The organism is Pseudoalteromonas sp. TB25 (assembly GCF_000497995.1).
GTDB classification, from domain to species: Bacteria; Pseudomonadota; Gammaproteobacteria; order Enterobacterales; family Alteromonadaceae; genus Pseudoalteromonas; species Pseudoalteromonas distincta.
The window spans coordinates 1-20,402 of the sequence record NZ_AUTI01000244.1 but is presented as its reverse complement, the minus strand read 5'-3'; the positions used below and the strand labels follow the sequence as shown (position 1 = coordinate 20,402).

Annotated in this window: 18 protein-coding genes and 1 pseudogene; 3 read left to right on the top strand and 16 right to left on the bottom strand. The window is 33.7% G+C overall.

What is annotated here, in order from left to right:
- The 16 genes from L652_RS01000000123455 to galU all read right to left on the bottom strand — a co-directional run.
- A partial coding sequence (locus L652_RS01000000123455) for a sugar transferase (protein WP_024603387.1) occupies positions 1-1,055 on the bottom strand: 1,055 nt, incomplete at its 3' end.
- Between the two features lie 192 nt (positions 1,056-1,247).
- Positions 1,248-1,634, bottom strand: coding sequence for a hypothetical protein (locus L652_RS0107620; RefSeq protein WP_024594600.1), 387 nt, complete (start codon positions 1,632-1,634; stop codon positions 1,248-1,250).
- Between the two features lie 42 nt (positions 1,635-1,676).
- Complete coding sequence (locus L652_RS0107615; RefSeq protein WP_024594599.1) at positions 1,677-2,849, bottom strand: O-antigen ligase family protein; 1,173 nt, start codon at positions 2,847-2,849, stop codon at positions 1,677-1,679.
- Positions 2,842-3,879: a glycosyltransferase gene (locus L652_RS0107610; protein WP_024594598.1), complete on the bottom strand. Its 1,038-nt coding sequence runs from the start codon at positions 3,877-3,879 to the stop codon at positions 2,842-2,844. Before L652_RS0107610 ends, L652_RS0107615 begins: the two co-directional genes overlap by 8 nt.
- A gap of 42 nt (positions 3,880-3,921) precedes the next feature.
- Positions 3,922-4,860: a glycosyltransferase family A protein gene (locus tag L652_RS0107605; RefSeq protein ID WP_139015389.1), complete on the bottom strand. Its 939-nt coding sequence runs from the start codon at positions 4,858-4,860 to the stop codon at positions 3,922-3,924.
- A gap of 1 nt (position 4,861) precedes the next feature.
- On the bottom strand, positions 4,862-5,971 hold the full coding sequence (locus L652_RS0107600) for a glycosyltransferase family 4 protein (RefSeq protein ID WP_024594596.1): 1,110 nt from the start codon (positions 5,969-5,971) through the stop codon (positions 4,862-4,864).
- Positions 5,972-7,093: a glycosyltransferase gene (locus L652_RS0107595; RefSeq protein WP_253947679.1), complete on the bottom strand. Its 1,122-nt coding sequence runs from the start codon at positions 7,091-7,093 to the stop codon at positions 5,972-5,974. It lies immediately after the preceding gene.
- Positions 7,094-7,119: 26 nt separating this feature from the next.
- The gene (locus L652_RS0107590; protein ID WP_024594594.1) at positions 7,120-8,226 is read right to left on the bottom strand and encodes an acyltransferase; all 1,107 of its coding nucleotides are present in this window, start codon (positions 8,224-8,226) and stop codon (positions 7,120-7,122) included.
- 7 nt (positions 8,227-8,233) lie between these two features.
- Complete coding sequence (locus L652_RS0107585; protein WP_024594593.1) at positions 8,234-9,673, bottom strand: oligosaccharide flippase family protein; 1,440 nt, start codon at positions 9,671-9,673, stop codon at positions 8,234-8,236.
- Positions 9,674-9,932: 259 nt separating this feature from the next.
- Positions 9,933-10,172: a hypothetical protein gene (locus L652_RS0107580; protein WP_139015388.1), complete on the bottom strand. Its 240-nt coding sequence runs from the start codon at positions 10,170-10,172 to the stop codon at positions 9,933-9,935.
- Between the two features lie 111 nt (positions 10,173-10,283).
- Positions 10,284-11,096 carry a hypothetical protein gene (locus L652_RS0107575; protein WP_024594591.1) on the bottom strand — a complete coding sequence of 271 codons (813 nt, stop codon included), beginning with the start codon at positions 11,094-11,096 and terminating at the stop codon, positions 10,284-10,286.
- A gap of 25 nt (positions 11,097-11,121) precedes the next feature.
- Positions 11,122-12,168, bottom strand: coding sequence for a polysaccharide pyruvyl transferase family protein (locus L652_RS0107570; protein WP_158000826.1), 1,047 nt, complete (start codon positions 12,166-12,168; stop codon positions 11,122-11,124).
- 136 nt (positions 12,169-12,304) lie between these two features.
- The gene (locus tag L652_RS0107565) at positions 12,305-13,774 is read right to left on the bottom strand and encodes an oligosaccharide flippase family protein (protein ID WP_024594589.1); all 1,470 of its coding nucleotides are present in this window, start codon (positions 13,772-13,774) and stop codon (positions 12,305-12,307) included.
- A 79-nt stretch (positions 13,775-13,853) separates the two neighbouring features.
- Positions 13,854-14,915 carry a glycosyltransferase family 4 protein gene (locus L652_RS0107560; RefSeq protein ID WP_024594588.1) on the bottom strand — a complete coding sequence of 354 codons (1,062 nt, stop codon included), beginning with the start codon at positions 14,913-14,915 and terminating at the stop codon, positions 13,854-13,856.
- Positions 14,916-14,971: 56 nt separating this feature from the next.
- Positions 14,972-15,970 carry an NAD-dependent epimerase gene (locus L652_RS0107555; RefSeq protein WP_024594587.1) on the bottom strand — a complete coding sequence of 333 codons (999 nt, stop codon included), beginning with the start codon at positions 15,968-15,970 and terminating at the stop codon, positions 14,972-14,974.
- Positions 15,971-16,084: 114 nt separating this feature from the next.
- Positions 16,085-16,975, bottom strand: coding sequence for a UTP--glucose-1-phosphate uridylyltransferase GalU (gene galU, locus L652_RS0107550; RefSeq protein ID WP_024594586.1), 891 nt, complete (start codon positions 16,973-16,975; stop codon positions 16,085-16,087).
- Between the two features lie 292 nt (positions 16,976-17,267).
- Here galU and L652_RS0107545 point away from each other — a divergent pair, with 292 nt between their 5' ends.
- The 3 genes and pseudogenes from L652_RS0107545 to L652_RS0107535 all read left to right on the top strand — a co-directional run.
- Entirely contained in the window at positions 17,268-17,966 is a 699-nt protein-coding gene (locus tag L652_RS0107545) for a transglutaminase-like cysteine peptidase (RefSeq protein ID WP_024594585.1), read from the top strand.
- A pseudogene (locus L652_RS01000000123450) lies at positions 17,950-19,945 on the top strand (EAL domain-containing protein). Before L652_RS0107545 ends, L652_RS01000000123450 begins: the two are co-directional and overlap by 17 nt.
- A gap of 23 nt (positions 19,946-19,968) precedes the next feature.
- Positions 19,969-20,402: hypothetical protein (locus tag L652_RS0107535; protein WP_024603386.1), on the top strand; the 434-nt coding region annotated here is incomplete at its 3' end.

The following is a 20,402-nucleotide window of genomic DNA, read 5'->3' as shown; positions in this document are numbered from 1 at the left end:
ATACGGGCATCGTTTTTGGTGGCTTGAGTGACCACGGCACTATTTTCGGTTACCGACATTGAGCGAAACTTCCATACTTTAATTTTACGCCCATCAAGCCCATATCGGTCTTGCTTAAAAATTACAGGCCCTTTAGAAGTAAACTTAACAGCAAACGCTATAGCAATAAGCATAGGAGATATAAGCATTAAAATAATTGACGACACTATTATGTCTTCGGTGCGTTTAATAAACTCTCGTGCACCAATAAAAGGAGATTCAAAAACGCTTAGCGTGTCTACATCGCCAACGTGTTCAACACGGGCATGTATTAAATTTGAGAGTAAAAAGTCAGGTATAAAGTGCACGTCTACAGTGGTATCGCCAAGTTGCAATAACAAATCGGCTATACGCTTATCGGCTTTCATTGGGAGTGCTATATAAAGTATGTCAATTTTGCCTTCGCGGGCAGCGCATATAGCATTTTGAATTGTACCGGATATTTCGTACGTTTTTACATTATTAAATAATCGCTCTGGTTTACGGTCGTCAAAAAAACCTAAAAACTTAAAACCAAGCTCATCGTTTTTTTCTATCTCATCATACAAGTAAACCGCGGACTCTGTAGCACCTACTATAGCAACGTTGCGTAAGTTCATGCCTAAACTACGGCGATTCCGTTTATATAATTGCACTCCAAAGCGCCATATATATAAATAAACAACACTAAGTAAAAACCACAAACCTAAGCCAATACGCGAAAGCGATTCGGTAAACTTAAACATAAAAGATATGACGAATAAAATACTAAAGGCAACAAATAAAGAGCCCCAAGCACATAAAACCATGGTTTTAAATTTACCAGCACGCCAAGAGCGATAAGCAGAGAATATTTCGGCGCAGTATAGAAAGCTTAGAGCAACGGTTAAAACCGCCACCATATAATGAGCTGTCAGTTCAAAACTATAAAAAAGTGCAGAGCATTGAAAGGCTAAAAATAACGCGAATATATCGAATAAACGATAAAAACTAGCATCGGATGAGCTATTAGGCTTAAACGTCCTTGACGACTTCATACTTTTAGTCCCTAAGTAAAGTACAGTGAATAAATATCCACATAGTTATAAATTAATATTAACGTATTACTTATCTGTATTCAATAATGCCGCTTTAAAAACTTAAATTAGTGTAACAGGCCGCAACCAAATTAACCTATGATTGATAAAATATAAACAAATATAAACATTTAGATTTTGTTTATATTCAGACTATAAAAACAAACTTTTAACATAAGTCCATATACCTAATGAAAAACCTTCAAGCAGGTTAATACCCAACGCCGATTTTAATAAATAGATAAATAATAACAGTATAAAAACACCTAGGGTTATCAAAGTTGCTTGGGCTATGGCAGAGGCTTTTTTTTCGGTAGCACTTAATTGCCGCCTATTACGACCCGCTAATAATACAAAGTAATATCTGTATTTAAATAATCTAACAACGCCTCTACAATCAACTGTATGAGCTCCCCACTGCCTAGCGCCAATAGCTATTTTTAGGTGAGACAACTGCTCTTCAGTAAAGCTATTTTGCACACCTTTGGGCATTCTATTTAATAAACTTCTTATTGCTGGGTCTTCAGATAAAGTAGGCATTAACTATTCCACTCTGTTAAATATTTAATTAAATGCAACAATTTAATTGCTCGCCTTATTAGCAATAAAACCTTTAAAAATTGGTAAGTAAAAAATCACCATAGATGGAGCACCACCAGACATAAAAAACAGCATAAAAATAGAGTATAAGCATAAAGCAATAAAAACCATTTTATCTTTTTTGTTTTTTAACCCTGCATCTCGAGTAACATAAATTAAATAAGGCAGAATTAATAAAAACAAGCCAATTGTGCCTTGTTCAATTAATGTATCTAAAAAAACATTGTGCGTATAAAGAGCGAGCCCTTGGTTTATATAGTAATCACTCATAAACACTGGCAACATTTTTGGTCCTACACCAAAAACAAAATGAGTCGTAAATATATCCCAACCATTTGTTAATAATGATTGCCTATGTAGGTTGGAGATCCACAAAGCTTGCTCTTCATCTAAATAAAGCATTTCAAAATCTGAATATTCAAAAAAAGTAAAATCATTTAAAAATGATAAGTCGTAAAATAATGCCAATAGCAGTACAGTTAAACTACATAAGGCCAGCATTATAAATTTATTTAACGGTTTTACACTGATGAAGATATAAAAAAAGGCAACCATATGAAATGCCAAAATTCCTTTTCGCTCTAGAGATAGCAATATTACTGGGTATAAGAATATTAAAGGTTTTAAGTAGCTTTTATCGTCAAAGTAATAAGCACAACTTATAAGTATAACTCCCGTTAAAGCAAAGGCATATTTAGCGTCACCCAAAAATTTATAGCTTGTTAAATGACCATGCATTAAGTGATAAATCAGCGTAAAGAAACATATCACTAATAAAGTTTTTATAAAAATTGCTCTAAACTTTTCTGGATCTTTCACCGCATTTGTATATACCACGACTAAAGTAAAAAGAATTAACACCCATTGTACAGTTGCAATAATAGCTTTAGTTAAACCCACCTGCGCTAATGCATTAAAAAAGCAATAAACTATAAAAATGCATATATAATTAAAACCAACTGGGTACTTAATAACTATTTTATTTTTTAATAGTAGTAATACAAAAATGGAAATCGAAAACAAGGCTAGCACATCAGATAGCCTTATTATGACTCCACCAGTTTTGAGTCTAAAGTCAGTAAAATATAATGGTATTACCATAGCGGTAATCATAAAAAGCACATATTTAAGGTTTTTCACTTTAATGCTAAACATTGTTTAACACACTTTTATAAACTTGGGTGTGCTCAATAGCTGTATTAATAATTGAAAAGCTCGTTGCTTTATTAAGCACAGCTACAGACTGCTCATTATAATTATTAGTATCATTAACCAGCGTGTTTATTTTATCAGCTAATGTATGTGTATCGCCCACTTCAAATAAACCTTGCTCAACAACTACATTATTTAAACCTTTAACATTAGTGGCAAATGATGGGAGCCCGGCTGCCATTGCCTCTACTACTGCAATACCAAACCCTTCCCAATGGGAAGATTGTATATAAACATCTAGTGAATCTAAAAAGTTTGGTATATCGTTAACTTGGCCTAAAAATTTAACTTTATTACTTACACCTAAGCTTAAAGCATAATCTTCATACTCTGATCTTAGTTCACCATCGCCCGCTAAATTAAGTACAAACCGATCATCAAGCAGTGTCATTAATTTTAATAAGGTTTTAATATCTTTTTGTGGTGCAAATCGACCAACCATACCTATGTTAATCACTTTAGCGTCAGCACTTAGTGTTTTAGCCGTTTGAGAAAAACGCTCTAAATTAACACCATTATTTATAACGTAGGCCTTTGAACTATCGGCTTTAATGCTTTCTAAAAATTTAGTTTTAACACCTTCAGATATACAAATGATTTTTTTAAACTTTTTATAAATAACACTTTCAAGGGTTTTTATAAAAGGTAAATCTCGGCGCCTGTAATGCGGGTTATGTTCTGTAACTATTGTTGGCGTATTTGTAAAATACGCAATATAAATTGACGGGTATAAATGGGTATGCACTAAATCCGCAGCATTTAAGCGTTTTATAACACCTAAAAAACCTAAGTCACGCTTATGAAATACCTCTACCCCTAAAGCCTTTAACTCATCTACGTATTCGTTTTTGCCACGAGTTAAAATCACTTCAAACTTAAAGTCATGGTTTTGTAGTGTCATTAAATCTACAAGTAAACGCTGAACACCACCTAGACGCTGAAGATCGTTAGTTATGTGCACTATTTTTTTCATTTATTATCCATAATAAGCTTTAATTTTAAATACACAGTTAAATTACAAAACTCGCCCAATGAAACAGCAAAAATAAGTGAAATTAAATTTTAAACGTTCAACAATAGAGCTATTATATTTAACGAACAGAGGTTTGAACGAATCATTTATTTTTAAGCATTGCCTATAAAATAGATGTCTGTCTTTTCTATCTTTAATTTTAGAACCTTTTAATACTGTTAGTAAAGAGAACCTAGCAACCTCTGAAGTAACAATATTTTTATGATCATAAAGCTCAATAGTGTCTTTAACTGAATTAACTAAGTTGAGTAACAATTGAGAATAAGTAGAAGTGCGTAAGCTAGTTGTAGAACCCGCCCTTTTTCTGTAATAAACCAAAACAGAAGATATTTTCACTGTTGTACTCGCCTTCGAAAAAGCCTGGACATTATAAAAAACATCCTCGTAAATCATACCTTCAGGAAAAATAAGACCATTCAACATGCTTTTTCTGTATAAACGAGTCCAAACAAAAAAACCACTATAAAACGGGTTTAAATTTGATGACTCTAATTCTGTTAATACCGAAGAAGCACTAGCTGGCATAACAGAAGTAAACTCTTCAAAACTAAATTCAATTATGTCATTTTTTGCCGCTGTTACATAAGATGAGAGTACATCCCAATAATTGGAGGCAATTGCATCGTCAGAATCTATAAAACCAATATACTCACCTTTTGCAATTAACAAAGCGGCATTACGAGCAGCAGCTTGGCCTTTATTAACTGGTTGCTTAATTATGGTTGAATTAAATTTTATGACTGATTTATGCTCCAAAATAAAGCTTTCGCAAAGGCTTATTGAATTTTCTGGGCAGCAGTCGTCAACAAAAATAACCTCTACCTGTTCGCTATTAATACCTTGTAGTAAGCTTTTCATTAAATCAGGTATAAATTCAGCTACTTTATAAACAGGGCATATAAGTGATAATTTAATAGGCATATTAAGTATTTTCACCGTTTTTTATTACGCCATATTCTTTTGCGTAGCTTTCAAGCATTACAGGTAGCGAGTATTTTTGTTTATATAGTTCATAAGCAGCATCACCGTGTGACACTGTTTTAGCTTTATTATTAATGTATTCACACATAGCAATAGCCATTGTAGATGCATCACGAATAGGGATTAAATAGCCAGATTCGCCTTCAATTATCAGCTCAGAGCAGCCACCAACATTAGAGGCAATTACCGCTTTTTTACAGGCCATTGCTTCAATAATACTTCGTGGTAAGCCTTCCCAAAAGCTAGAGAGTATAAATACATCAGCTTGAGTTAGTTTTTCAGCAAAGTTATCAACCACGCCACAAAAGTTTATTACCCCTTCAGGAAAGTTGTTAAACAACTGCTTTACTTTAGCTTCGTACTGTCCATCGCCATATATACTTAACGTAAATGGTTTGCCTTGACTTAATAAAGCGCCACACGCTTGAGCGAGCGTGGTGTAGTCTTTTTGATCTTCAAAACGAGCTGCGGTAATAAAGTTGACGGGTTTGTCGGTTAGTTCCCACGTATCGTTAAATTTACCAAGCATACCGTTACGTATAACTAACAGCTTTTTGTCGGGCACGCCTATTCGTAAATACTCATTTTTATCAAACTCACACACACCTATAATTTTTGAAGGTAAATACGAGAGTAACTTTTCAAGTCGCTCATATTTTTTAAAGCCTTTATTCTCAGGTGTGTTAACAAAAGGCACACCATGGGGTACATAATAAGAGCATTTAAAAGTAAGCATGGCAGCTATACGCCCAAGCGCACCTATTTTAGCTGTATGCCAAGAACAAACTTGTGGGTTTTCCGATATAATCAGCCATATTAATTTTAATAATGACCAAATATCGCTCAGCGGGCTTAAGTCTCTTTTTAAATTACTTAAAGCATGTACTTTAAAACCAGCAGCTCGTAATTTAGTTATCGCTTCGCCGTCGCCACCTAATGCATATACAACCTCGGCACCTTCATCTCTAAACTTTTCGCCAATTTGGCAAATGTGTTTAAATGAACCAGATACAATAGTATCCGAACGCGTCATCCCTATTAAAACCTTCATCTATGAAGCTCCAAGTAATTTTTTATAAAGTTTAATATATTTTTTAGCTATTATATCTACTGTAAAGTTAGCAGTTATTAATTGCTCAGAATAGCTTTGTGCTTCACCACTATTTTTATTATGTAATGCAATAGCATCTTCTGTACTTTTAGCAATTTCAGCAGCACTAAAACCTTTAGCAATGTAACCATTTTTATCAGTAAAAATGGCATCGCTCGCTCCACTTACAGGTGTTGACACTAATACCTTTCCAGCTAACAAAGCCTCAAGTAATGAGTTTGAGAAACCTTCAGCCTCAGAAGCATTAACAAAAATATCAAATTGTTTAATAAAATTTACCGGATCGTCAACCTCACCATAAAATGTTATTTTATTTTGCAGGTTATTTACATCAATATATTTTTTTGCTGCTGGTAGCACACTACCACTGCCTATTAAATGAAAATGCACTTGCGCATACTTTTTAGCAAGTAATGCAAATGCCTCCATTAGTACATCTACCTTTTTAATTTGTTCTAACCTACCATGATAAAAAAGATTTATTACAGAATCGTTTTTACTATCAGAAAATGAGCTATCAGCATCAATTAAGCTTTTATCAATGCTGTTTGGTATATTAATGATATTTTTAAAGCCAAACTCTTTACAGTTTTCTGCAATTACACCCGATATTGCGACTACCGTCGGGTTAGTTTTTAATACAAAACCAGTCATTATTGACCCAACAATCTTTTTGGATTTTAATGCTTTAAAATCCATATGTTGGTTAGAGTTACCTACTTTTATTAATATTGGCTTTTTAAATAATCGCGCCAGGCAGCAACCCACAAAAGCGCCAAACTTACCTTGGTGGCAATGTATTACATCAAAACTTTTATTATTAAATATCCCCCAAGCGATTACCTGAATTAGCCAAAAAAAAGAAAAAATGAACCAACGGCCTAGCCAATCCGGGGCTATTGGTGAATATAACCGAGTTACAGGCACATCGTTTATTATCTCATTTGCTTTGCCCTTAAATTTTTGACGCGAGGTTAATATGTGTACATTAACACCTTCAGCTTGAATTCCTTTTGAAACCCGCCCACATTGCTTTTCAGCACCACCAAATACATCTGGCATGTATTGACATGTAAGCATTAAAATTTTCATATTGCCTTATTTACATCCTTGTTATTTTTTAAGATTATTTTTCTTTTAAAAAATTTAAAAATAGGCTTTTCAAACAGTAGATAAGCAATGACACCACCTAAAACACCTATGAGTATAAGAACTAACCAAGTAATTATCGGTGGCATAAAAGAGGGCGGAATAAGTACTTCTCGCTTCCACAACCCCGAAATAACCATTAACGGAAACATATGAAACAAATAAATTGAATAAGACGCATCGCCACAAATCTTAAATAATTTTCCATATTCCATACTTTTTAATTTAGGGTGAAATATAAATAGCAATATTATTAATGATGCAATCGTACTACGACTCAATAATGTTGGTGCATTTAAACGCCACTCATCAATAAAAATAAACGCGCTAATTAAACTACACAAAATGGATAATGTAATAAGGGTGTATAACTTCTTCCATTCTAAACCCATACTTTTATTAATTACAAAATATGCAAGCCATCCACCTAACGCGAACGACAAAGTACGTGGATTTGTTATTACTTCAAATATAGCTATTTTAAAATCATAAAAAAACCCAAAAACTGACAAAAAAGTAAACATTATTGTCAGGCTTTTTAATATGTTGTACGAACTTAATTTAATGAACATTAAAAATGAAATTAAAAAATAGTAGAAAACGATGTAATGCAAGGTCCAACCAATCTCCAGTATTGGTTTTATATCTCCATCGATATAAATTGGATTTAGTAATATAGAGTTAAATACCTGAAAAAAACTATAACTTGCTGAGCTTCCTGGTATTAGTGACACAACTATCAGAAAGAATAAAGCTACCCACCAAATAGGGTAAATTCTTATTAATCTTTTTTTTAAAAAATCAAGTGCACAGCTGTTTTTATTCCACGTTGTATAAAAAGCAAAAAAACCTGATAAAACTAAAAACAAGTCAACACCTACGGCACCAAACACTTTTGTATAGCCTTGCTCTACCTGCCAAAAAAAATCAGTAAACTCTAAACTTTCGAAACGTTTTCTTATTAGCCCATGAGAATGTGAAACAACAATGAATATTGCACCTATAGCTCTTAAAAAATCCAAACTATTTAATCTTGTGTTATTCATTTTATTGTTAACCTCTCAAGCTTTTAATATTTGAAATTATTCCAGAGAGAGCTTTTGGAAATAAAAATCTATATATCAATAGGTATGACATAGCACCAATCAAAACGATTAAAGACACCTTAAATATTACGTCTACACCTAATAACATGAACTTTAAAGCTAACACTATCAACACACCCATAATCAAAGATGAAACAATTGAGGGTAGTAATTTTTTAAATATATTGTTTACAGAAAAAGTAAACTTTTTTTGTAAAACAACTAAAATACTCAACGACAATATTGCTGCTGTTACCACATTAGAAAACGCTACATAATAAATTGAATACTGAGAAAAAACACTTACAAGCCCAATAACAACTATAAACTCGACTATACGTAACCTAAACGGAATATTTGAGTTATGTGTTGAATGGCACAGCGGAGCAAAAAAATAATTTAGTGAAGCGCTAAAACCACTTAAACACAAAATAGAAAATATGATTCCGCTTTCAGCCCATTTATCGCCAAAAACTAAGTAGACCATTTTTTCACCTATAACAAAGCCACCAACAAATATAGGTAAAGCAAATAATGCCGTTGTTGTAATAAATTTAGTAAAACAAGCTTCGAGTTCACTTGCATTGCTTTGTAAATTAGCAAATGCAGAAAAAGAAACATCAACAATAGGCCTTATTGTAAATTGAACTATAACGTCTAATAGTTTACCTGCAATTTTAAAGTAACCTAATGCAACTACGCCTAAAAAAAAGCCTATAATAAGTTCAACAAATCTAAATATACCTTGCCCAATTAAAGAGCTTAATAGTATAGGTTGACCTTGCTTTAGTGTATTTAAAAGATCAGTTAATGTTAGCTTTAAGTTAGGCCTCCAGCTAATAGCTTTCCACACTAGTAATAATGATAATAAAACAGATATGATTTTCTGGATTATCAAACTGTAAAAGCCATAACTTGCATATGCAAGAAGAATGGCTACAGCACCTGAAAATAATGATGAGAGAAGTAACCTTATAGCAAGTTCTTTAAATTTAAAATCTCGCTTAAGTAAGCCTTCAGGTACTGTCGATAAGGCTTGAATTATAGGCACAATTGAGAGTATTTGTAGTGATAGTGCAAGCCCTGGTGCATCAAAAAGTATTTCTAAATAAGGAGCTGATATAATAAAAAATAATGTTGAAGCAAAACCAATCATTAATGTTGCAAAAAAAATAGCGTTCTCGTTATTATCCCCTCCGTTATTACGTATCACCACTTCTACAAGCCCATATCTTACAATTGTATTAGTTAACTCGACAAAAACAATGGCAAGTGCAGCTGTCCCAAAATCAATAGGAGAAAGCAAACGAGACAGCACAACAAAGATAATCAGTCCAGACAGTTGGTAACACGAGCTACCAACAAAACTCCAGAAAGAACTTCTTATTATTTTATCATTTAGAGCCATTTCACTTCCGGTATTTATAGTTCAAATTCGCACTTAAAAAATAAAGTAGTTTTTACATTAACAATCGATGAAACACTTTATACTTAAGATATGTTCTACTTAATGTTTAATATGTCTTTTACACTTTTAAAACAGCCAAAATTCATCACCTTTTTAATTAAATAACATTTAAGAGTAACAAGTCTTTAAATTTATACTTCTGTAATAGAAATAATTTAGATATATCTTTAATGCTTAAATATTCTTCAGATTCGGGGCATCAACCATTGAGAAAACTATGATAAAAGTTACTTTTAGCTAACAGCGAATAATATTCCTTAACTAAAAGCTCTTTACTTGCTATGTGCTTTTCGTTCGAGCTTCGCATTATACTACTCCCGCCAATAGCATAAACAACTTCTGCATTTTTTTGACGAGATTTTTCACCTATCTGACAGATATATTTAAATGATCCTGATACTGTTGTGTCAGAAAAGCTCATTCCGATTAAATTTTTCAAATCAATAACCTAATTATTCCGAATAAACCGAATATACTAAATTTTAGTGTTTACCATACTATCTAGAATTACATAAACAGTACGCCATGGTTAAAATCCCAACAAAATAGTTTAATTTTTTATCCCCGGAAATTTATCTACTTTACTAGCGCTTAAATACCGAAGAGAAAAAAGTAGTTTAAGGAATCGAAAAGGATTTAGTAATACGTTTTTTCTCCCAAAAGAATGTTTAAATAATCCATTTGATAAACTATGAGAATTAGAATGGCCTATTCTATATACTGCTGCTTTAAAAGGTACAGGCTTTAATGGTGCCCCAAGTTTGTTAAACTCTCGTTGATAGTTCATGTGGCTACCAAACATCATCTTTACATACTCAATATCAGCATTCTCTACTGAATCAGAAATCTCTAAAAATTTTCTTTGGACAATAAAGGAAGTCCCACAAAAATTTTTAAAATTTGAATATTCAAGTAACCAGTTACCTTTATCTCCCCATAGATAACCATTTTCGATATACCATCCTGATTGGCCTCTATTTTCTGCAACAAATTTCGACAAATCAGCGTGAATAAAATCATCATCATCAACAACCATTACATATTCAGTTACTTGGCTAAATATAAGACCAGATAAAATTCTTCTCCCTTTATCCTTTCTTATTGCTTCATAAAAATCTTTTTCGTTTTTTGTACTTTTGGTATGCGCTGGATTAGGTGGAAAATCAACATAACAGACACTAACGCCATTTGGTAAAACTGGTAATTTTGCTCCATGATTAACAACAATTACACATTTCCAATTATTTACTGACTGCTTGGAGATAGAAGTTAAAGTTTGAGTTAAGTTTGCAATCGTTGAGTCCCAATTTGAGGCATTATCTTGGTGCCTAATCGGAATAATAAACGTAATAATTTCATCCATAAAATTGACCTTGTATTCTAGGAGGTTATCTAGACTTTAAAAGTGTATTACTCATTTTATTTAAGCCATTAAAAGAAAGGGTTGCTACTTCATCTATATTGACATCAATATTGTATTCATCTTGAAAAACCGCTAATTTTTCCTTGAATTGAATAGGAGTTATTTTACAACCATGAATCAACCCCAATATCATGGCATGCATTCTAGCAGATATCACCACATCGGTATCCGTCAACAAACTGAGATAGTCACACAAGCTATCATAAGGTTGGTAAATACATTCATGTCCTGCTAATTTAGTCTTGAAATCTGTAAACAATGATTTTATAAACTCATCATCATCCTTTACCGTTGTGGTAAAAATAATCTTTTGTTTTTCCGTTGTATTATTTTTAATTAATTTCACCAAATAAGCTTTATACTCTTCTATATTTGATACATTTAAAAAAGATTTCATTTTATCATCAAAAGGAACGGGTACAAAAATGGTGTACTTAGCGTGCTTGGTAATATCAGTTTTAGAATTCGTTATTTTATTTAATGCAAAAACCACATCAGGAGCAACATCATTAGCTGTGACCTGATAAGTTTCTTCAAATATCTGCTTTGTATTGAGATCCCTTACACATATGTAATCGAAATATTTCAAAGATTTTGTATTTCTCTTTATTAAATACTCCTTCATTCTGACATCGCCACTTATACCATATAAAGCAATGGGCACTTCCAGCTTCTTAAACTCTTTGCTCCAACATAATAGGGATGAATTAAATCCTTTGTGACCTGACAACAATTCCCCCCCACCAATGATGGCACCATCAAATTTAAGATTTTTAATACTTTTTTTAATTCTAATCGTATTTAATACATCCACAAAAACAGGGAATTTCAATAAAATTTTCATTAAAAAATTACATTTTGAAAATTTATTAAATACTCTAGCTTCATCCCAAAAAGGGAGAAATACGACTCGGCACCCCTTATTTTTAAAATGTTGCGTTATTACCTGATTGATCGCTATATCTCCAAGGTTTTCAGTATGACCTTGATTAATAACTGCAATGTTATACATTTTTAATTTCTCCATATTCTATATTTTCATTACCTAGAATGAACGTTATCTCTTTTATTGCATAAACCGAAAGCAAGCATTCATTTAAATACTGTTCTACATCCTAAATAAATACGTATAATAGCAGTTAAATCAATTATTTTATGGAGTTTATACGTTGCATATCAATGTCCTTATATTTAATTTTCAACACAAAGTTCTTACCACTTTGTGTCAATAAAATTACAGAAGGCAAGACGAAGCTAAAAATCCCCCAAAGCACAATTGCGACTAATATATTCACCAAACTTGGAAAATCTACAACTAAAGATATCCCGATATAAAGGCTTATTATAAATATTGATGTAACGAATGCAGGGATAGAAGCTGAAATCAATTGTCTTACAGGTATTCCCGCATAATGGATCGCTATAAAAATTGACATAAATAAACTCACCGAACTTGCTAACACAACAGCATAGGCGACACCAGTTAATCCGAACTTAATACCAACAAAAATAGAAATGCTAAATATAATAAGAGAAAGGAAATTTTTATAGGTTAGTGCTTTAATTGTGCCATAAGCAGCTAAAAAAGAGTTTACAAAATTATTTAGGCATTTAAATACAACATTTGCTGCAAGTATTTTTAATAAGACAATCACCACTTCCCAACCATTTCCCATCATTATAGTAATGATATCAGTCGCACCGAGGAATAATGTAATAGCACCAACTGTTAGGACAAGTAAAAGCAGACTATAAATATCTATAAAAAATTGCCTGAGCTTTTCTTTCTCTGCTTTCATTGCAGACATAGCCGGAAAAACAACCCGATCAACCACCAACCCATATATTTGCGTAGGAAACTCAATTAGTTGCATAGCTCGAGAATAATTACCTAAATCTGTTTTACCTAAATAACGCCCAACTAATGCTATATCTATTTGTTTAGAAAAAAGATTTATAATGTTATGTGACAAGAATGCAGATGAGTATTTTATTACTTCAAAGGTTTCACTTTTTGAAAAATTAAACTTTAAAAAAGATTTACCTTGCCAGATAATTAGAGCCAGTGAAATTAATTCAGTAACAAAAATCCCGATAATAATTGCCCAGTAACCAAGGTCAAACCATACTAACGGTACCGTAATGAAAATGTTGCCAAAAATAGTAGCAAAAGCTTGTACTTTTCCTATAAAGACGATATCTCCATGACGTTGAAATAAAGCAGAGCAAATATTACTGATTGCAAGAAAGCAAAAAAGAAATGATGATATTTGCAAGGGAAATTGTACACCTGAAACACCTACAAGACGCTCAATAGAATCACTAGCAAAAATTAGTGTACAAAAAACTATCACACTGAATATGCTAGAAATAAGTATAGCTCCGCCAATATGAGCTGTATTTACAACAGGCCGTTGAATTAGAGTTTTCATTAGCCCCATATCTGCAAATAAATAAGCTAGAGCTAATACCATACTAAATGCAGCAACAACCCCAAAATCTTCGGGGGTTAAGAACCTGGCCGTTACCATTAAGACGACAAGCCTAACCAATTTAGATGCGACAGTTAACATTGCCATCATACCAATACCAGATAATAACGATTTTTGTTGGGCCATCAGAAAATATTCCTGCTCAAGTCATTAAACTCGAACTTTTCAAAATTAGTGATTATTATTGGACTACTTATGAAAATCATTAACTTTCTTTAGTATCAGAGTCATTAATCGCATTAATAATAACGTCAATAACCTTATCTGAAGAAAACTGATTCATATGTTTGTTTGCTAAATCTGCATATTCAGATAAAAATTTAGAGGCTAAACAGCCATCTCTTATAATCTTTGCTCGCTGTAACGCAGTTCTAAAAGACGTTTCTGATTCTAAATCAAATAATATACCGGCATCACCTACTGCCTCTGGTAAACCACCTCGATCTGAACTTATTACTACAGCACCGGAAGCAAGTCCTTCTAAAGCAACCATTCCAAAAGGCTCTTGCCAAATCGAAGGCACAAATACGTATGCAGACTCTGCCATAAGCTTGCTAACAGTTACTAGATCAACGGCTCCTAAATAATTGACCCCTTTTACGTTCTTTTTTTGGATCGTCCTCAATAAAGTACCACCTCCGACTAATGTTAACTCTTCAACCTTAAGTATTTCTTTGATAAGTTCGATATTTTCCAATAAATGCAAAACACCTTTTTCTACCTCAAGTCGCCCTACGAATATTGCATTTTTTTTCTCTGAATACCTATCAATAATATGCTTAGTAATTATTGTATTTTGTACAATAGGATAGGTTACATATGTTGGCAGTTTTTCAAAAAAATCGCCCCCGTCCTTTTTTGTAAATTCACTATTAACAAAGTGAATTGATTTAGTAATAACTCTGTTTTCTATCAAACGTTTAACCCTGCTGACAATCCCATTTTTCTTTAATCGATTAAAGGCTGATGATGAATGATGGTGTAATGCAGTTTTTTTTTTCATAAAAGCAACGGGCCAACATAATTTAACTGATAAATTAGAAAATAAAATCCAATCAGCTTTTATATATAATTTAAATAATTCAAGACTACTTGGAGATCTAACAATTTTCATTTGATCATCATATTCACAACGTTCAGGTGTAGAAGTAACAACAGTTACATCATAACCTTTTTCTATAAAGGCCTCTGCAATAGTCAGTGTATTCGTTGCAACACCACCTATATCGGGTAGAAATGTATATGTTGATAAAATTATTTTTTTCATTTTGCTCTCTACACCATTATTTACCGAAGATAAACCGTTACGTTAGTTTTTATTAATTAAGAATAATAAGACTTAAACCAATCAACAAACTGCTGCATACCATATTCAATGTTTGTATTAGGTTTAAAGCCAACTTCTTTTTGTAGGCTATCTATATCTGCAAATGTTGCTGGAACATCTCCTGCTTGCATTGGCATATAGTTTTTGTCAGCTACTTTACCTGCTGCTTTTTCAATTGATTCAATAAAGGTCATTAGTGCGATAGGTTCGTTGTTACCAATATTAAATACACGGTATGGAGCTTTACTTGACTCTGGCGAGGTATTGCTATTTGACTGGTCTCTTTTTGGAACTACGTCTTGAATGCGAATAATGCCCTCTACAATGTCGTCTATGTAGGTAAAGTCGCGTTTCATTTTTCCGTTATTAAATACTTTAATTTCACGATTACTTAATATTGCATCGGTAAACAAGTACGGGGCCATATCTGGGCGACCCCATGGGCCATATACTGTAAAAAAGCGCAGCCCTGTTGTTGGCAAATCGTATAGGTGGCTATAGCTATGTGCCATCAACTCATTTGATTTTTTAGTTGCTGCATACAGTGATACTGGGTGATCTACTGCATCGTCAGTCGAAAATGGCATTTTTTCGTTCATACCATAAACAGAGCTTGATGATGCATATACTAAATGCTGCACTTTATTGTGGCGACACCCTTCTAAAATAGTAGCAGTGCCTACTAAATTAGAATCAATGTATGCCATCGGATTTTCTATTGAGTAACGCACACCGGCTTGCGCTGCTAGGTGTATTACGCGGTCAAATTTTTCATCTTTAAATAAATTAGCTATGCCGTCTCTGTCTGCTAAATCCATTTTTACAAAACGAAATTGAGTAAGGTGTTTAATACGCTCAAGTCTTGCATGTTTTAATGCCGGATCGTAATAGTCGTTTAGGTTATCTAGCCCTATTACTTCGTGGCCATCGTTACATAAGCGTTCAGCTACAAAGTTACCGATAAACCCTGCGGCACCAGTTACAAGATATTTCATTTGTAAGAATCCTTTAAATTTTCTTTATTAATTTAATTTCAAGCACTGCTGTTTTAGCGTTAAAGTAATAACGCTAAATACAAATTAAATTTGGTTGTGATTTATATAAGTAAGCTACGAAACCAATTTTTTAACCGCTTTAGAAAATTCTTCACCCATATGGCTTGATTGCATTGCATATTCTACGTTGGCAAGCATATAGCCTAATTTAGAACCACAATCGTGTGACTGGCCTTTTAAATGGTATGCTTCAAGTGTTTCTAAGTGGCGTAATTGCAGTAATGCATCGGTAAGTTGTATTTCGCCACCGGCACCAGGGGGGGTGTACTCTAGTAAATCCCAAATAGCAGGCGATACAACATAACGGCCTGTAATAGCTAAGTTGCTTGGTGCTTCATCGGTATTTGGCTTTTCTACCATGTTTTTAATTATTGCGTTTTCGCCCGCGTTAATTTTTATACCGGCTAGGTCAACCACACCATATTGGTGTACTTGCTCTTTTGGTACTGGCTCTACCATTACTTGGTTGTGGCCTGTTTTGTCGAAGCGGTCGATCATTTGGCTTAAATTATCGGTTTTTGGATTTGATTTGTATTTATCAATAATTACGTCAGGTAACATTACTGCAAATGGGTTGTTGCCTACTATTGGTTTGGCGGCAAGTACTGCGTGGCCAAGGCCTAAAGGCGCAGATTGACGAACCGAAATTACGGTTACGTCTTTTGGTACTATTGAGCGCACTTCTTCTAGTAGGCTACGCTTTACACGTGCTTCTAGTGTGGCTTCTAGCTCAAAGCTGGTATCAAAATGGTTTTCGATTGAGTTTTTTGAAGCGTGAGTAACAAGTATTATTTCTTTAATACCTGCTTGTACGGCTTCGTTAACTACATATTGAATAAGTGGTTTGTCTACTAGAGGCAGCATTTCTTTTGGAATGGCTTTTGTGGCTGGTAACATACGTGTTCCAAGGCCAGCTACAGGTAATACGGCTTTTAAAACTTTCACTTTAATTCCTTTCATTATTATTTTGTAAATATATAAAGAAGAAACTAAAGTTAACTTCCATATAACGTGCTTCACATACCTTGTGTTAGCATTATTATACACACCATAATGTTTGACTCAATAAATAAAGCATCCTTTTAGATTGTTTTTTTGTTAATTTTATGTTGCACCAAACTGGTCAGGGTGAGTCATATTGGGGCATCTAATTCTTTTTGATGATCTACCTTTTTAAAAGTAATAATACTATACTGGTATAGTTATTTATTAAGGATTACTAACTTAAGGAACATTTGTGCGCTTAGGGCTTTGCATTTTATTTATTGTGTCGTTTTTTGTATGTGCACAAGATATGCTTTTGTATTTGCGTAATAGCGATATTATTACCCGTGCACAGCAACAGTATGGCAACGAAGGCCATAAACGAATTAAAGATTGGCTTAATTTTATTGATGACTCAGCTGATGAAAGCGAATGGAAAAAAATTCATCTTGTTAACGATTTTTTTAATAAACACATTAAATACAAAAGCGATGAAGACCTTTGGCAGCAAAAAGATTACTGGGCTACCCCGCTAGAGAGCTTAGGTGTTGGTATGGGCGATTGCGAAGATTACGTTATTGCTAAATACTTTACGTTAATAGCGCTAGGTGTTCCGGAGGATAAAATACGTTTAATGTATGTACGACAGCGCACAGTAAACCAACCCCACATGGTACTTATATATATAGAAGACCCAAACAGAATACCCTTTGTTTTAGGTAACTTTAATACTAAACTGCTGCCCGCAAATAAGCGCCCCGATTTAACGCCTATTTACAGTTTTAATGGTCAAGGACTTTGGTTAGCAAAATCGAAAGGGTTAGGCAATAAGGTAAAAAATAGCCGTGGTGTGTCGGCTTGGAATACTATGCTAGAGCGAATTGAACAAGGTGAGCTTGCTCCCATTAAAAGTAACATTAAAGGAACTACCAGTTATGTCTCGACTTTTTAAAAATGGATTGAGTCTTAAAACCCAAGTTTACGGTTTAATAATCGTTATTTCGGTTGTTTCATTTGTGGTTCGAGTAGTTACAGATGTTGAAACTACTCGCGATTACTTACAAACCCAAATGGGAAGCCATGCCCAAGACACAGCTACCAGCTTAGGGCTTTCTATTTCGCCTTACTTAGATCCAGAAAACTTAGTAATAGCTGAAACAATGGCTACCGCTATTTTTGATTCTGGTTACTACAAAGAAATTAAATTTACAAATTCACAAAGCCAGGTTGTATTTGATCTGGAAAATCCTAAGCGTGTTGAGTCTGTGCCTAATTGGTTTATTGCTTTAAGTAGTTTAAAAGCACCCACTATGCAGTCGGAACTAAATAATGGTTGGATTATGGCGGGNAAGCCATACTGGACAGTCTTATGTTACATTGTGGGAGCATACAAAACGCAGTTTTTATGGTTCTTTTTTAATACTAATTGCCTCGCTTGCAGTTGCCTTTTTAATATTACGCGAAGTATTTAAGCCTTTAAAAGCAGTTGAGCATCAGGCTCACCTTGTTACTCGTAAGCGCTTTACGTTAAACGAAGAAATACCTGTTGCACGAGAGCTGCGCACTGTAACCAAAGCTATAAATAATATGGTTATTAACTTACAAAGTACTTTTGATTCTTTAACTAAACAAACCCAAGCCTTAACAGAAGAAGTTTATATTGATTCTTTAACAGGGTTAGGTAATCGAAAGTTGTTTGAAAATCACTTTAGCTCGGTTGTTGATACAATAACCACCGATGCGCCACTTACTGCAATGATGATTACTCTACCTTCACTTACTAATATAAACCAAACTGTTAGCTATCAAGATGGTGACGCGCATGTAAAAGATGTGAGCGTTATTCTTACTAAAATTATTGGTAACCTTACTAACTCTAAAATATTTAGGTTAAATGGTAGTACTTTTATTGCCCTCATACCTTATGATGCGCAGTTTTTAAATAGAACTCGCTTAGAAATTACCGATGCTTTTAGTAAACAAAAAAATAGCTTACACGTTAATGGGTTTGCTAATTTTGCAATATTAGAAGTGAATAAAGGCTCGTCTATTGGTAGTGTTTTATCTGCTTTGGATACGGGTAGTACTATTGGCGATACAATAGAAACTAACAAAATAGATAAAGACACGCTATTTAGTGTTAAACAATGGCGTACACTTATTCAGTCGATTATTGACTCTGGTGAGGTAAGCTTTTCGGTGCAGCCAGTTAAACGCGCTAACTCACAAAATAAGCAGTGTTACTTTGAGGCTTTTGCCCACTTTACCCATGAAGGTGAAAAGGTAAACAATGGCCATTTATTTGCTATGGCCGAAAAGCTTAATTTAACCGAAGAGTTAGACAAAAAAATAATTCGTAACTTTGTAAACGTTAAAGAACAATACCCTGATGACGTATTTGCTTTAAACGTAAGTAAGGCGTCTTTATATTCGGCTGATTTTATACAATGGCTTACTCTTTATGCCCACACTAAACCCGTTATTAAAACTAATCTTATATTTGAGTTACATGAAATTAGTTTGCTTTATAATGTGCACATAGCCTCAAAGCATATAGATGCAATTAAAGATATTGGCATTAATGTGTGTATAGAACACTTTGGAACGAGCTTAACGTCGTTTAGGTATTTACAAGGCCTTGATATTGAATATGTAAAAATTGATGGCAGTTATATTCAAGACTTGTTAGATAATTCTCAAAGCCAATTTTTTATTCAAACCGTTAATAATATTTGTCATGGCTTTGGTATTAAAGTGTTGGCATGCTTAATTGAAAAACCCGAAACATTAAAAATGCTTGAAAATTTAGGTTGTGATGGTGTACAAGGTAATTTAATTATGGAGCCTTCTAAAGTACTTACAAGTAAGAACCGTGATAACGTTAATAAAGAGTTTACTTTTTGCGCAGACACGCTAAAATTCTGTAATTAGATACTCACTTAAAGGGACACAAGATGAAATCGATTTTTTTAAAGAGTTTATTAATAGGTGCAATGGCTTTTACTGTTTCACCTGTTTACTCACAAGCAGATTCTGATGTTGTAGTACAATCTGACAGCCTTACTAACTTACTAAATATTTTGAATAATGCTCCTGATGATATTACGCCAGAAGAATTACAAAGAGAGTTAGTGGCTGCCATTGAGCAATTTTGTCAAAACATGGGTCCTATGGACCTTGATTCGCCTATTGCAAACGCCACGTGTTCTGCTGAACAACTTGATATGTTAATTAACGCGGTTGTTGCCTCTTTAGGTGCAGATAATGCGTTAATTTCTGACTTTTTAGCAGCCTTAGTAACTGCTGGAGCTGATAGTGATGCGGTAACTATTGCTGCAATCACTGCTGGTATAGATGCCACCGTTGCATCTGAAGCTACTGCTGCGGG